Origin of the sequence: Longispora albida DSM 44784 (assembly GCF_000379825.1) — a bacterium.
Taxonomy (GTDB): Bacteria; Actinomycetota; Actinomycetes; order Mycobacteriales; family Micromonosporaceae; genus Longispora; species Longispora albida.
This window is the reverse complement of sequence record NZ_KB903813.1, coordinates 152,104-165,556: the sequence shown is the minus strand read 5'-3', so window position 1 is coordinate 165,556 and position 13,453 is coordinate 152,104. Positions and strand designations below refer to the sequence as shown.

Below are 13,453 nucleotides of genomic sequence, written 5' to 3'. Positions count from 1 at the left end.
CTCCCGGCCAGCTCCGCGACCACCCCGCGACAGCTCCGCTTCTCAGCCTGCTTCCAGCACAGTCAGCCGAGCCCTGCCCCGTCCCGGTACCTTGGGCGGCAGCAGGGTTGCCGCCGACGATGGGAGAGGCCCGTGCACCGGGTGTTCGACACGCTCGAAGCCGTAGACGCGATCGCCACCACTCTGCACCGCCGCCAGGTCGACAAGTCCGGGCAGCCGTACATCCAGCACTGCCGGGCCGTAGCGGTGATCACCGCCGAACTCGGTGGCAGCCTCACCCAGCAGCTCGCCGCGCTCCTCCACGACTCCGTCGAGGATGTCGACGTCACCCTCGACGAGCTCGTCATGATCGGCATCCCTGCCGAGGTCGTGACGCTGGTGGACGCGCTGACGAAGCGTTCCGGGGCTGAGACGCACGAGCAGTATCTCGACCGGCTGGTCGCCGTCCCCGGCGCGGCTCTTGTCAAGCGCGCCGACGTCATGCACAACTCGAGCCCTGAGCGCCTGGCCCAGCTCGGCCCGGCCACCCAGGAGCGGCTGCGCGTCAAGTACGCCTCGGCGCTGGCCAGGCTCGACGAGTTCGCGGCCGGCGAGCAGCCCCGCTGACACCGGGGTCAGTTCTTGCGCTGCCACAGGTAGTACTTGCTGCTGTCCAGGCACGTCACCCACGCGGCGGTGGCCAGGCAGGAGTTGGCCTGCACCTTCCCCTTGCCGATCTCGGTGACCGTGAGCGAGTCCACGGCAACCTGGCTGATCGTCGTCGGGCCGACCGCATCCGTGTTGATGGCCGTGTTCGTGTTCGTGTTCGTGAACAGGATCCCGGTCTTGGCGTCGGCGCGCATCATCACCGATGTGGGGAAGGACTTCACCGGAGTACCGTCCGCCGGGTTGAGGAGTGCCGCGCCGCCGGTGTGGTTCACGCCGATCCGGCCGCCGATCGCCGCGACCCACGAGAGCGCCGGAAACGACCGGGACCAGCGCGGCCCAGTTCCGCCCTTCACGTCGTACGCGGTGAGCTGCGTGCTCCCCTTGGCGTCGGCGTCGCCGCTGAGCAGGCAGACCAGGTTCTCGCCGCAGATGTTGAGCCAGTGCGCCCGCTGGCCGGCCGGGATGCTCGCCTCCCACACCGGTTTCCGCAGGTCGGTGGTCTTGTAGGCCCGCAGCTTCTTCCCGGTACCTGGCGACGTGACGAAGATGTGGTCCCCGTACCCGAGGAACGTGTCGCTGTACGACCATCCGGCCTCGGATGGTGAGGGCGTGAACGTGCCATCCCCCACGTTGATCAGGCGAGCGCCGGTCGCCTTGTCGAGCATCAGCAGCTGCTGGCGTTCGTGGGCTGGCTGCTGCGTGTACGACTGGTCCAGCTGTAGCGGCCGTCCTTCCTCCGCCCAGGTGGTGACCGCGTACAGCCGGATGATGTTGGGTGTCCACGGCAGGCTCCACAGTTGCGCGTTGTTCGCTGTGGAGCTGCCGGTGATGTTCTGCTGGCGGATCAGGACCACCCGGTCCTTGGCCAGGCGCGGCGTGTCGGCCTCCTTACCGATCTTTTCCGCGTACCTGGTGGGCTGCCCGTTCTCCGCGGCGAAGTGCACCAGCGGCCCGTCCGTCGCGCGGGCCAGCACACCGGTCGGCCCCGCTACCAGCTCCTGCGCCGCGGTACCGCCCCCGACGCGCTTGGTCCACTTCTCTTTCCTGGTACGCAGGTCGATCGCGCTGACCTCGACATCGCTGGCGACCGGGCTGGCCAGGTACAGGATGTCCCCGTACGTGGCGAGCCTCGTGGCCTTGCCGCCGGCGCCCTTGAGCGGCGCCTCCGCTGCCAGCTCGAACGCGATTGTCGCCGATCCGGCGGAGTCGCCCTGGTCCTTGGCCTTGTCCCGGTTGAGCCACCAGGCTCCGGCTGCCACCAGTGCGAGGACGAGCAGCCCGGCGAGCACCGGGTACGCCACGCGCCCTTTCCGCTTCCTCGGCCCCGGTACGGGAAGGGCTGGCGGTCCCGTGACGGGTGGAGTCCACTGTGGATGTCCGGACTGCTGAGCCGGTACACCATAAAGAGTTCCCGTGGCATGCCCACCGCCCGGAACCTGCTGAGCCGGCGGGACTGAAGAAACCGGCGGAGCTGAGGTCTGCGCCCCAGCCACCACGGGCACAGTCACCGAAGACGCCGGAGCGCCAGTACCAAGGACTTCCGGACTCACTGGCGGCGCAAACCCGCGAACCTCAGTACCAGAAACCGGCGCGCCGCCTCCCGAGGGCAGAGGCACCGTCCCACCAGTGACAGGACCCGGAACCGGAACCGGCGCGACAGCCAACGGCGGTTCGACCGGCCAGATCGGCAGCTCCCGGTCGGTTTCCCGCTCCTCGGCTGCCGGCGCGGCGCCCAGTACGGGCACCGGGCTCCGGTCCCCGCTCGGCGCGCCGCCCATCAGCGCGCCTTCCGCCACAGGGAATTCTGGCTGTTCGAGGACGGTCGGCGCGACGCCGAGGCGGGTGTGCAGGAGCCGGGCGACGACCGGCATGCGGCTCGCCCCGCCCACGAGGAAGATCGTGATCCGGTCGCGCGGGATGCGGCTCGCCGCGAGTACTTCTTCGGCGGCGGCGACGGCCGGCAGCAGCAGCGGCGTGGCGAGCTGTTCGAGTTCGTCCCTGGTCAGGTGGACGGCACCGGGGATGCTCGGGATTGGCAGGGGTGCGCTGGTGGTCCGCGACAGCATCTCCTTCGCGCCGCGGACGTCTTCCCAGAGGAACCGGCGGTTGCGCCTGTCCGTCTCGTTCTGCGGGCCGATGAGGCGTTTCCACTCCTCCGGGTGGGCCGGGCTCAGCAGCCGTCCGAGGTGTTCGATGATCGCGTGGTCGATGTCGACGCCGCCGACATCGGCGACGCCGCCCGAGCCCAGCACGGTGAGGCCGGTACCGTCGCCATCCGCGCCGATCACCGCGACGTCCACTGTGCCGCCGCCGACGTCGAAGACGGCGACAGCTCCGCCGGGCGGCACGGGCTGGCGGAGGACGGAGGTGAAGTACCGGGCGGCGGCGATCGGTTCCGGTACGAGCTGGGGGTGGTGCCATCCGGCCTGGGCGGCGGCTGCGACGAGGACGTCGCGGCGGGGCCGGCCCCAGGCTGCCGGGTAGGTGAGGACGGCTTCGGGGAGCGTTCCGGCTGCTTCGCGCGCGGTGGCCGCGACTTTCTTCAGGATCGCCGCGAGCAGGTCGACGACGGGGATGGGCTGGTCGCCGAGGAGGACGGTCCGCTGGTCGATGAGCCGCTTGGGGTTGGGTTCGAACTGGGCTGGTTCGAGGGCTGCGAGCCGGAGCGCGTCGCGGCCCACGTGCAGCACGCCACTGTTGTCACGGAAGATGGCCGAGGGCAGCAGCGGGCCGCCGTCGAACAGCAGGTTGCGGGTGCGCCCATCTGGCCAGCGGAGCACTGCGACAGTGTTGGAGGTACCCAGATCGATCCCGATGCGCACGGCTTGTCAATCTACGCGACAAGCCCGCCACCTGCGTACGGTCATTCGGTCGGGTTTCGGCCCTTTAACAAACCATGACAACCGTGGAGCGGGTCAGCCGCGGAGCCGGTTGGGGTCGACCTCGCGGCCGGGGTGCCTGGCCAGGTACTCGGTTTCCAGCTCGGCGGTGCGGCGCAGGTGGTGGTCGAGTGCTGCCGCTGATCCGTGCCGGAGGGTGTCCAGCCGGGTCCGGTGCAGGCTCTCCAGTTCGCGGATCACGTCGTCCTCACTCAGCTCGGCCGGGTCGATGCCCAGCTGTTCGGCATATTCGTCCACTGTCACCACATCCTTGTCTTCTGCTGCTCACAGTTCGGGTAGCTGCTGGTCATGGCGTTGTACCGGCCGGAACAGGTCCCCGGCGGCCTCGACGCGCCCCGGCATGGTCCGGATCGTGAAGAGCCCGGGGTCGAGGTGCGGGTCGTCGAGTTCGGCCCACGTGATCGGCGCCGACACGGTCACACCGGTCACGGCTCGCGGGCTGTACGGGGCGACGAGCGTCTTGTGCTGGGCGTTCTGCGTGTAGTCCAGCCTGGCGCGGCCTGCCCGGTCCTCGCGCTGCCACTGCCAGCTCACCAGTTCGGGTACGACAGCGCCGACGGCTGTGGACAGCTGGGCCACCCATGCTCTGACCTCGTCGAATGTCGGCCCGGGCGCGATCGGTACCCAGATCTGGATGCCTCGGCGGCCGGTGGTCTTCGCGCAGGCGCTCAGGCCCAGGTGCTCCAGGGCTGTCCGGTGGAGGCGGGCGAGGACGAGCACGTCCTCCCATGACGTGCCCTCCCCCGGATCAAGATCTATCAGCGCGTACCCCGGCAGGTCCGGCGCGCCGGTCGCCGAGGTCCACGCGTGCCACTCCACTCCGCCGTTGTTCACGGCCCAGAGGAGGGCGGCGGGTTCGCTGATCACGAGGGAGGTTCCGCCGTCGGGGCTGGCCCAGCGCTCCAGCCAGCCGGGGGCGTGGGCGGGCAGGTGGCGTTGCCAGAAGCCGGGGGTGGCCTCACCGTCCGGGTACCGGTGGAGGTTGATCGCCCGGCCGGTGAGGTACGGCAGCACGACCGGCGCGATCCTCGCCGCGTACTCCAGCAGTTCCCGCTTCGTGACAGCCGGCTCTGACCCCGATCCGCTGAACAGGACCTTGTCGAGGTTGGTCACCGCCACCTCGCGGCCGAACGCCTCCCACCGGCCGGCCCCGCCGAGCTGCCCGAGCGCGTCCAGCGCCTCGCCCACCGGCCCCCGGTTGGACTGCCATACCCGTTCGGGGTGCGCCTTGACCTCCTCGTTGGTCCGTCCCGACAGGACGGATGCCGGATGGTCCTCCGGGTCCCAGCCCTCCACGGCCTGCTCGTCGTGCTTGTGGAACAGCAGCCACTGCTCCTTCTTCGCGGCTTCTTTCTTCGTCAGTACCAGGACGAAGCGCCCTTTCAGCTTCTCGCCGGCCAGGTCGAGGTGCAGGGTGCCCGCCTCCAGCTCTCGCGCCGGGTCGGCGTCTGCCGGGTACGGCTGCCACGTGCCCGCGTCCCACACGATCACGTCGCCGCCGCCGTACTGCCCGGCCGGGATGACGCCCTCGAAGTCGTAGTACGACAGCGGGTGGTCCTCGACGTGGATGGCTGCCCGCCGCACGCCGGGGTCGAGCGTCGGCCCTTTCGGCACGGCCCAGCTCACGAGCACTCCGTCGATCTCCAGCCGGAAGTCGTAGTGGAGTGCGCGCGCCCGGTGCCGCTGCACCACGAACCTCCGCCCCGTTCCCGAGGGGCCGCCGCCCGCCGCCGGTTCCGGGGTACGGGTGAAGTCCCGGCGGCTCTGGTACTCCGCCAGGCCGGAACTTTGCGCCTTCGCAGCCCGCTTCATCCCTTTCGGCTCCGTCCCGGAGACTCACCTCCCATCACACATCAATGACCACTCCGCCCGGACTCGAAACACCGAACGCCGGCCCGGCCCCGGAAGCGCCCCAGGAAAACAGCACAGAACCGGACACAGAACGGCCGCCCGGGCCTTCGGGGCATCCGGGCGGCCGTTCCGTCACTCAGTGATCGAGAAGTCCTCAGTCAGGCATCGCGCCTGTTCTTCCAGGTGGACGAAGTGGCCGGCGTCGGGGAAGACCTCGGCCCGCCCGTCGCGTACCGCGCCGAACGCCGCCAGCTCCGCCTCCCCCGCGACCGGGTCCCGGCCGCCGAGGATCAGCAGCGCGGGTTGCGTGAGCGCACCCAGCGACGGGAGCAGCGACTCGTGCAGTCCGGAGTCCTTCGCGATCGCGGCACCGTGCTCGCCGCAGCGCGCCCACAGCTCCGCCGGGAACGGTGCCGAGGCGACACAGTCAGCCATCCTCCTGGCTGCCTCGGGGGCGCGGACGTAGAGCTCGTTCCGCCTGGTCCCCAGCCTGCCAAGAATCTCCACTGTGGCGTCCCAGGCCGCGAGGCCCGAAGCTCCGGCGAGGGCGTCCACGCGGGCCGCGGCGCGCAGCCGGCCGGCTGATCCGGCGACGTCCCAGCCCGGCGACTCGAAGACGACCCGGTCCACGCGTCCGGGCAGGCCAGCGCGTATCGCAGCGCCACCCGCCCGCCATGCGAATGCCCCAGCACCGACCAGCTCCGCACCCCGAGGGCCTGCCGCACGGTCTCCAGGTCGCGCACCAGATCGGCCTCGGACAGCGGCCCGCCGGGCGGGAGCGGGGCCGGCCTCAGCACGCCACGCTGGTCCAGCGCGATCAGCCGCACCGACCGCGCGAGGTACCCGGCCTGGTACTCCGTGAACTCGTAACAGCTCGCCCCTGGTCCACTGTGGACGAACAGCAGGACCGGCGCGTCATGCGGGCCGTGGTCCTCGACGTGGAAAGCTCCGTGCCCGGTCTCCAGCCACGTCGCAGCAAGCTAACCGTTCCCCGGCCCCGGTACCAGCCCCGCCTCGTAGGCGATGATCGCGGCCTGCACGCGGTTCCGGGCTTCGAGCCGCCCCATGATCGTGGTCATGTACGCCTTCACCGTGCCCTCGGCCAGGTGCAGCTGACGGCCGATGGCCGCGTTGGACAACCCGGCCCCGACCAGCGCCAGTACGTCCTTCTCCCGGGGCGTGAGCGAGGCCGAGCGTTCGCGGGCCGTGGCTGTCCGGGCCAGCCGGGCGCCACCGAGCTCGGTGATGACGCGGTGCGCGATGCGCGGCGACAGGTACGCTCCGCCCTCGGCGACGGCCCGCACTCCGGCGATCAGCTCGCGCGGGTCGCCGGCCTTGAGGAGGAAGCCGGCCGCGCCAGCCGCCAGCGCCCGCGCCACGTAGTCGTCTTCTCCGAACGTCGTCAGCATCACGACGGCCGTCTCCGGTAGCGTGCGCCGGATCTCCGCTGCGGCGGCCAGGCCGTCGAGCTTCGGCATCCGCACGTCTAGTACCGCGACGCCGGGCCGGTGCGCGAGGGCCAGGTCGATCGCCTCGCGCCCGTCGCCGGCCTCGGCGGCTACCTCGATGCCGGGGTCGGTGGTGAGGATCGCCCGCACTCCGGCGCGGATCATCAGCTCGTCGTCGGCCAGCAGTACCCGGATCATCGTTCCTCCAGCATCGGGGGCGGCGGGGCGCAGCAGATCATGAGATCGCGGCCACCTGAAACTCCGCAGCGACCTCGAACCCGCCGTCCGGTAGCGGACCCGCACGGAACGTGCCACCCGCGAGGCGTACTCGCTCCGCCAGCCCGGCCAGGCCCTGCCCCGGACCGCCAGCCCCGGAGGCCGCGGCTCGGGGCCGTCCATTCCGGACAGTGACACCGCCGGCGGCCAGCTGGACGGTGATCGGCGCGCCGGGCGCGTGTTTCACCGCGTTCGTGATGGCTTCCTGGACCACCCGGTACACCGTGCGGTCAGTGGTGGTGGCGTCAGGTGGGGACAGCGTCACAGGTACACCGGAAGACTGGGCGCGGGCGACGAGATCCCGGACCGGCTCCCCTGCCGGGACCAGCGGCGCACGCTGCTCTTCCTCCCGCATCAGCCCCAGGATCTCGCGGAGCTGCTCCGTGGCGCTGACCGCGTTGACGCGCAGCGCCGTGACCGCCTCGCGGTGCCGTCCGGGGAGGTCCGGGGCGAGTTCGAGCGCGCCGGCCTGGAGGGCGACGAGGCTCAGGCCGTGGCCGAGCGAGTCGTGCATGTCGCTGGCGATGCGGTGGCGTTCGAGGAGGCGGGCCTGCTCGGCGCGCTGGACGGCCGCCGCGAGCAGAGCGGCGTTCTGCCTGCGGTAACGGCCGATCGCCCAGGGGCAGAGCAGCGTGACCGCCAGCCCGATCAGGCCGTCGGCCACGCTCCACGGCTCCCGCGTCCACACCGGGACACTGACCGCGCCCGCCAGGCCGGCGAGCCACAGCGGGGCCAGGGCTGGCAGCCAGCGCCCGGCCAGATAGGCGGGCACCGCCAGGAGCGCGGCCAGGAACACCCGGGCCGGGGGCACGGACGCCCCGAGAGCCACCGAGTTCCAGACGATCACCGGAGCGAGGGCCGCCAGGGCATGTCCGAGGGCCGCGCGGAGGGATCGTGCCTGCGTCATCACGGCAAGGCTACCCGCAGCCGCACAATCCTGATCATGGCCGTGACCAGCCCAGCTGCCGCCGCCACGCTCAGCAGGACCAGCAGGGCCGGCGAGGCGTAGGCGACCTGCCCCAGCGTCACCGTCCTGCCACCCATCAAAAACTCGATCATGGGGATGTACCCGGCCAGCAACGCGACCGGCACCAGCACCCCCGCGATCCGCAGCCCCGCCCGCCACCGGGGAGCACCCGCGCGCTTCTGCGCCCACCGGCGGGACCGGCGGAAACCGAGCACACCGAGGACGGCAGCCAGCCCGGTCAGCGCGGCGAGCACAGCGTCCACAATGGGCAGCACCGCGCCCGGCTCACCCGGCGAGCGGCCCTCGGACAGGGCGATCAGGCCATCCACGATCGGGTACGCGTCGTCGGTGATGCCAGCGCTGTTCGACAGCACTGCGAACCCGTAGCCAGAACCGGGAACCAGCGTCATCGAACCGGTGGCCGTGAACAGATTCCCGCCGTGGTCGATCCGGAGTTTGCCGTTCTCGGTACGGCGCGCCCAGCCCATGCCGTACTCACCACCTTCGGGCGGGGTGTGCATCGCGGTCCTCGCTGCCGGGCTGAGCACCCCGGCTCCGTCCTGCTGAGTAGCCAGCCACCGGCCCATGTCACCGGCGTTGCTCACCATCCGGCCAGCCCCGAGGCCGAAGGCGTCCAGCTCCGCCCTGGGTACCCAGACGCCGAACACGTCGATGTGCCCGCGCGGCAGGTCGCCCGTCGCCGCAGTGCCCGTCATGCCGAGCGGCTGGAGGATGGCCCGGTCGAGGTACACGGGGAACGGCTCACCACTGGCCACCTCGACCAGGCGGGCGGCGAGGACGTAGTTCGGGTTCGAGTACTCGTAGCGCGTACCCGGATCGGCCCTGAGCCGCCCGTTCCGCAGCGCCGCGACAGCCTCCGGGAGCGAACCCGAACCCGTCACGGCCGGAATGTCCACTGTGGTGTCGGAGATGCCCGACCGCTGGTTGAGGAGCTGGCGGACGGTGATCCGCCCCGCGCGCCCGTCGGCCATCCGGAACTCCGGTACCTGCGCGGCCACCGGCTCGTCGAGGCGGATCCTGCCGTCATCGGCCAGCCGGAGCACAGCGGCAGCCGTGAACGACTTGCTCAGCGAGGCCAGCGACACCGGCGACGAGGCGGTCATCGGCGCGCCTTCCGCGTCCCGCCCGTACCCGGCGGCGTGCAGCACCCGGCCGTCCCTCACCACGGCCACCGCGACGCCCGGCAGGCCGGTCTCGTTCACGTACCTGGAGACGTACTCGTCGATCGCGGCCGGGGTCATGGCCGGTGCCGTGCCGGTCTCCGCCAGCGCCGCCCCCGGCGCCAGGGTCACGGCGACCATCGCGCCCGCTGCGCCCGCCAGGGCCATCCTCTTGATCATCATGCCGGTAACCGTAGAAATTTCCGCAGGTCAGGACAGTGCACGAAGGGCGGGAGCCGATACCGACTTTCGTCAGTGGTTCCGCCACGGCCGGCCACCGGGCGGGGTTACGCTGCGGTCATGGATCCCCGGGTGACGGGCTGGATCGACGGGTACGTCCGGGCATGGAACAGCAACCGGGCCGAGGACATCGGCGTGCTGTTCACCGAGGACGCCCGCTACTTCACCGCGCCGTACGCCGAGCCGTGGACCGGCCGCGCCGACATCGTCCGCCAGTGGCTGGAGAACGCCGACGAGCCCGGCGACACCGAGTTCAGCTGGGACCTGCTCAGCCTGTCGCACGGGCTGGCGGTGGTGCAGGGCCACACGGTGTACAAGGCCGAACGGCGCGAGTACCGCAACCTGTGGCTGATCCGGCTCGACGCGCAGGGCCAGTGCGAGGAGTTCACCGAGTGGTACATGCGCGTTCCTGGCTGATCGCCCCCGGGAGGTGATCCCTGCCCTGGCCATACACTCGCTGACGTGAATGGTTTCCGGCTCACCATCGACTATGGAACGTCCAACACGGTCGCCATGCTGCGCTGGCCGGACGGCCGGACCCGGCCGCTGTTGTTCGACTCCTCGCCGCTGCTGCCGTCGGCGGTGTTCGCGGCCCCCGACGCCCGGCTGCTGATCGGCCGGGACGCGGAGCGGGCCGGGCGGGCCGAGCCGGCCAGGTACGAGCCGAATCCCAAACGGCACATCATCGACGGCGGCGTGCTGCTCGGCGAGCACTCGCTGCCCGCAGGCATGCTCATCGCCGCCACGCTGCGGGCCGTCGCGCAGGAGGCGACGCGGGTGGCCGGAGTCATGCCCGGCGACGTCGCCATCACGTACCCGGCGACGTGGGCCGCCGTCCGCCGCAGCGTCCTCGCCGACGCAGCCCGGGCCGCAGGCCTGCCAGCGCCCCGCCTCGTCCCCGAACCCGTGGCAGCCGCGGCGTACTTCGCGACGGCCCTCGGTCACCGGGTCGGCCCCGGGCAGATCGTCGTGGTCTACGACCTCGGCGGCGGCACGCTGGACGTCAGCGCGGTACGGCGCACGGCGGACGGCTTCGAGGTCGTGGCTGTCGAGGGCATGCCGGACTTCGGCGGCGTGGACCTGGACGCGATCGTCGTCGGGCTCGTCGGCCGGACCGTCGAGGACCGCACCGTCGACCCGTCGCTGTGGGCGCGGATCGCCACACCGTCCATTGCGGACGATCACCGGCTCGCCCGGCAGCTGTGGGACGACGCCCGGGCAGCCAAGGAGACGTTGTCACGCCAGCCCAACGCCTCCCTTCAGGTACTCGGCCTCGATCTCCAGGTCGGGCAGGAGGAGTTCGCGGCGGCGGCCCGCGTACCGCTCAGCCGCGCGGCCGAGCTGACCGCCAGCGTGCTCCGCCGTTTCGACCCATCGACGGTGGCCGGGTTGTTCCTGGTCGGAGGCTCGACCCGGGTACCGCTCGTGGCGACGACCCTGCACCAGGCGACCGGGATCGCGCCCACCGTCCTCGAACAGCCCGAGCTGGTCGTCGCCGAGGGAGCCCTGCACGCGACGGCGCCCCTCGTGCCTGTGCAACCGTCCACTATGGCTGGACCGCCGCCCGGAGCCGTGACCAAGCCCCGCAGCGGACGGAAGATCGCGGCGATCGTCGCGGCCGGGGCGCTGGCCTTCGCAGTACTCGTCGCGGGCGGGATCTACCTCGTGGCGAGCCAGCGCTCCCCCGGCGGCACCCACGCTGACAACAAAGGCGGCGACGGCAGTACTCCCGGGCCGCTGCCGTCGGCCACGGGCGCGCAGCAGCCCTCCGGGCCGAGGTACGGGTACAACGTCGACCTGTGCGCTGTGACCGACTGGTCGCTGGTCAAGGACTTCGGCGGCGAGCCACGGCAGCAGTACCCGACCAAGCCCACGGACATCGGCACCTACGGCGGCGTGACCTCCTGCACGGCCTCGCTGACCCAGCCGGGCTCGCTCACGCAGTACACGAGTTTCAGCGTCACCGCGACGGCGCACCAGTACGCGGCCAACGCCAAGGGCACCTGCTCCGCCACGACCGCGCAGCCGGCCACCGAGAAGGGCACGATTCCCGGCGTCGGGACGGAGGCCGTCTACAACTACACCCCTGACACCTCGGGGACGTCGCCGTTGCCGGGCGGGTCGGCCGGGCGGTACGTGATGAGCAGTTTCACCATGTGCACCTACAGCGGCAACCTGGCGCTGTCCATCATCGTGATCAGTTACGAGCGCCCGAGCAGCCAGTTCAAGGAAGCGGCCGCCAAGCTGGCCAAGCAGATCTTCACGGTCATGCCCAAGGCCTGAGAGGTCCTAACTCAATGACTGGCGGCGGCGCGTGTTGCACGCGGCTGCCCTGCCGTCGATAGTGGAGAGAGTTTCTCCGGTGGCCTTTCCCATGCGCATGCGCAAACGCCACCGTGGCCACGGGCAGACCGGATGTGAACAGTGTGGACTTTGCTGGGCGTCATCGATGACTCATGTGAGGTTCTGGCGTCGGCCGCAGGCGAGGCCTGGTGACCACGCCACGTCGCGCATCCCCCGCCAGCAGCCCCGGGGCTTCGCCGTCGCGCGCGGCACTGCTGACCCGTGTCGCGCTGCTGACGCTGTCCGCGGTCCTGGTGGGCGCGGGGCTGGCCTATCCGCTGACCTCCGGGCCGGTCACGCATGCCGCAGGCCGGGCGGCGCGGTCGCCTTCACCGGAGTCGGCTCACGGCTCGGCGTCCTGCGTGGCCGGCGGGTGGGATTGCTCCTGGTCACCCCGGTTCGCTGCCGCCAGCGCTCTCGTCGGCCCGGCCCCCGGAAACCCTGCATTCATCCTGTACGACCGCAGGACCGGCGCCCGGCACACCGCAGGCCCGGCGGGCCGGGTGAGCTGGACGGGCTCGACCAGCAAGCTCGCCCTCGTCACCTACGCGCTCGAAGAGGCGAGGTCGGGCGCCCAGCCGCTGACAGCGGACATCCGTGACGACCTTGGGCTGATGCTGCACGTGTCGGATGACGAGGCGGCCACCCGGGTCTGGGAGCACTACGGCGCCGATGACCTGACCGAGGTGTTCCGCGACCGGTACGGCATGACGGGCCTGGAGATGGCAGGCACCAACAACGACTGGGGTGCGCTCGCCTGCCGCCCCGCCGACCTGGTCGCCCTGATGACCCACGTCCTGGACCGGCTGCACCCCGAGGACCGGGCCTGGGTGGTGGCCGCGATGCGCTCGGTCGGCGATGTCCAGCGGTGGGGGGTGTGGGGCGCGGGCCCCGCCCAGCGGCCGGGCGTCAAGAACGGCTGGCTGGACGCGGGGGACGACGTCTCCGGCTGGAACACGATCACCGTCGGATTCTTCGGCCCGGGCGAGCGCTACGTCCTCGCCGCGATGTACCCGATGCCAGCCGAGCCGGGCAGCATCGCCGCCGGCGGCCAGCTGCTCACCGACCTGGCCGCCATCCTGGCGGGACAGCCCACCCCGGCTCCGGCCACCTTCCCCGACGAGTGACTCCGCGCCCGGCAGGATGCCGTTGACCGGCTATTGACCGGCTGTCTACCGGGATCTCCGAGGCTGATCACACACCACGCCCGATCCACAACGGATCGGCGTGAGGCGTGCGATCAACTGGCGCGATCACAGAGGGGACGGCCATGGCTGCGTTGCTCCACTGCACGGACGGCTGGGAGCAGGTCTTCGCCGGCGCCGGGATTGCTGGGAGTGCTGGGACTACCGAAATTGCCGGTATTTCAGGTGGCTCCGCGTGGTGGGCGGGGCCTGCGGCCCGCAGGCGTGGCCGGCACTGCTCCAGGATCACGGAACGTAGTCGGCACATACGCGGAGTACATGGTGGACTGTCGGCTTCGCGGCTTCGGGCCGGCTGATCATCCAGTCAGGAAAGAAACCTGTTTACACTGCCCAGGTTGCCGTGGGGGCGGCAGTCCTGTCCACCGGGCAGGACCAAGGGCCCAGTCTCGTGGCC

At 71.2% G+C, this 13,453-nt stretch carries 11 protein-coding genes; 4 read left to right on the top strand and 7 right to left on the bottom strand.

Going from position 1 to position 13,453, the window contains the following annotated elements:
• Positions 1 to 132: 132 nt before the first annotated feature.
• Positions 133 to 606: an HD domain-containing protein gene (locus tag A3G1_RS0100715; RefSeq protein WP_018347535.1), complete on the top strand. Its 474-nt coding sequence runs from the start codon at positions 133 to 135 to the stop codon at positions 604 to 606.
• An 8-nt stretch (positions 607 to 614) separates the two neighbouring features.
• Here A3G1_RS0100715 and A3G1_RS37970 read toward each other — a convergent pair whose 3' ends face one another.
• The 7 genes from A3G1_RS37970 to A3G1_RS0100680 form a co-directional block, all read right to left on the bottom strand.
• Positions 615 to 3,470, bottom strand: coding sequence for a hsp70 family protein (locus tag A3G1_RS37970; RefSeq protein WP_018347534.1), 2,856 nt, complete (start codon positions 3,468 to 3,470; stop codon positions 615 to 617).
• 93 nt (positions 3,471 to 3,563) lie between these two features.
• On the bottom strand, positions 3,564 to 3,794 hold the full coding sequence (locus A3G1_RS0100705; protein ID WP_051110382.1) for a DUF6158 family protein: 231 nt from the start codon (positions 3,792 to 3,794) through the stop codon (positions 3,564 to 3,566).
• An 18-nt stretch (positions 3,795 to 3,812) separates the two neighbouring features.
• Positions 3,813 to 5,360 carry a non-homologous end-joining DNA ligase gene (gene ligD, locus A3G1_RS0100700; RefSeq protein WP_018347532.1) on the bottom strand — a complete coding sequence of 516 codons (1,548 nt, stop codon included), beginning with the start codon at positions 5,358 to 5,360 and terminating at the stop codon, positions 3,813 to 3,815.
• Positions 5,361 to 5,689: 329 nt separating this feature from the next.
• On the bottom strand, positions 5,690 to 6,301 hold the full coding sequence (locus A3G1_RS42250) for an alpha/beta fold hydrolase (RefSeq protein WP_425411367.1): 612 nt from the start codon (positions 6,299 to 6,301) through the stop codon (positions 5,690 to 5,692).
• 78 nt (positions 6,302 to 6,379) lie between these two features.
• On the bottom strand, positions 6,380 to 7,045 hold the full coding sequence (locus A3G1_RS0100690; protein WP_018347530.1) for a response regulator: 666 nt from the start codon (positions 7,043 to 7,045) through the stop codon (positions 6,380 to 6,382).
• Positions 7,046 to 7,082: 37 nt separating this feature from the next.
• Positions 7,083 to 8,030 (bottom strand): sensor histidine kinase, encoded by a 948-nt coding sequence (locus A3G1_RS32515; protein WP_018347529.1) that lies wholly within the window; start codon positions 8,028 to 8,030, stop codon positions 7,083 to 7,085.
• Entirely contained in the window at positions 8,030 to 9,454 is a 1,425-nt protein-coding gene (locus A3G1_RS0100680; protein WP_018347528.1) for a serine hydrolase domain-containing protein, read from the bottom strand. The genes A3G1_RS32515 and A3G1_RS0100680 overlap by 1 nt, the downstream gene beginning before the upstream one ends.
• A 117-nt stretch (positions 9,455 to 9,571) precedes the next feature.
• On the opposite strand from A3G1_RS0100680, the gene A3G1_RS0100675 reads away from it, so the two are divergent.
• The 3 genes from A3G1_RS0100675 (at position 9,572) to A3G1_RS37965 (ending at position 12,981) form a co-directional block, all read left to right on the top strand.
• Complete coding sequence (locus A3G1_RS0100675) at positions 9,572 to 9,928, top strand: nuclear transport factor 2 family protein (protein ID WP_026211666.1); 357 nt, start codon at positions 9,572 to 9,574, stop codon at positions 9,926 to 9,928.
• A 45-nt stretch (positions 9,929 to 9,973) separates the two neighbouring features.
• Positions 9,974 to 11,794: an Hsp70 family protein gene (locus A3G1_RS32510; RefSeq protein ID WP_051110381.1), complete on the top strand. Its 1,821-nt coding sequence runs from the start codon at positions 9,974 to 9,976 to the stop codon at positions 11,792 to 11,794.
• Between the two features lie 209 nt (positions 11,795 to 12,003).
• The gene (locus tag A3G1_RS37965) at positions 12,004 to 12,981 is read left to right on the top strand and encodes a serine hydrolase (protein WP_018347526.1); all 978 of its coding nucleotides are present in this window, start codon (positions 12,004 to 12,006) and stop codon (positions 12,979 to 12,981) included.
• Positions 12,982 to 13,453: the final 472 nt, after the last annotated feature.

Excerpts from the sequence above, each read along its gene's own strand:
- A3G1_RS0100690 (WP_018347530.1), bottom strand. The coding sequence starts at position 7,045 with ATGATCCGGGTACTGCTGGCCGACGACGAGCTGATGATCCGCGCCGGA.
- A3G1_RS32515 (WP_018347529.1), bottom strand. The coding sequence starts at position 8,030 with ATGACGCAGGCACGATCCCTCCGCGCGGCCCTCGGACATGCCCTGGCG.
- A3G1_RS0100675 (WP_026211666.1), top strand. The coding sequence starts at position 9,572 with ATGGATCCCCGGGTGACGGGCTGGATCGACGGGTACGTCCGGGCATGG.
- ligD (WP_018347532.1), bottom strand. The coding sequence starts at position 5,360 with ATGAAGCGGGCTGCGAAGGCGCAAAGTTCCGGCCTGGCGGAGTACCAG.
- A3G1_RS0100680 (WP_018347528.1), bottom strand. The coding sequence starts at position 9,454 with ATGATGATCAAGAGGATGGCCCTGGCGGGCGCAGCGGGCGCGATGGTC.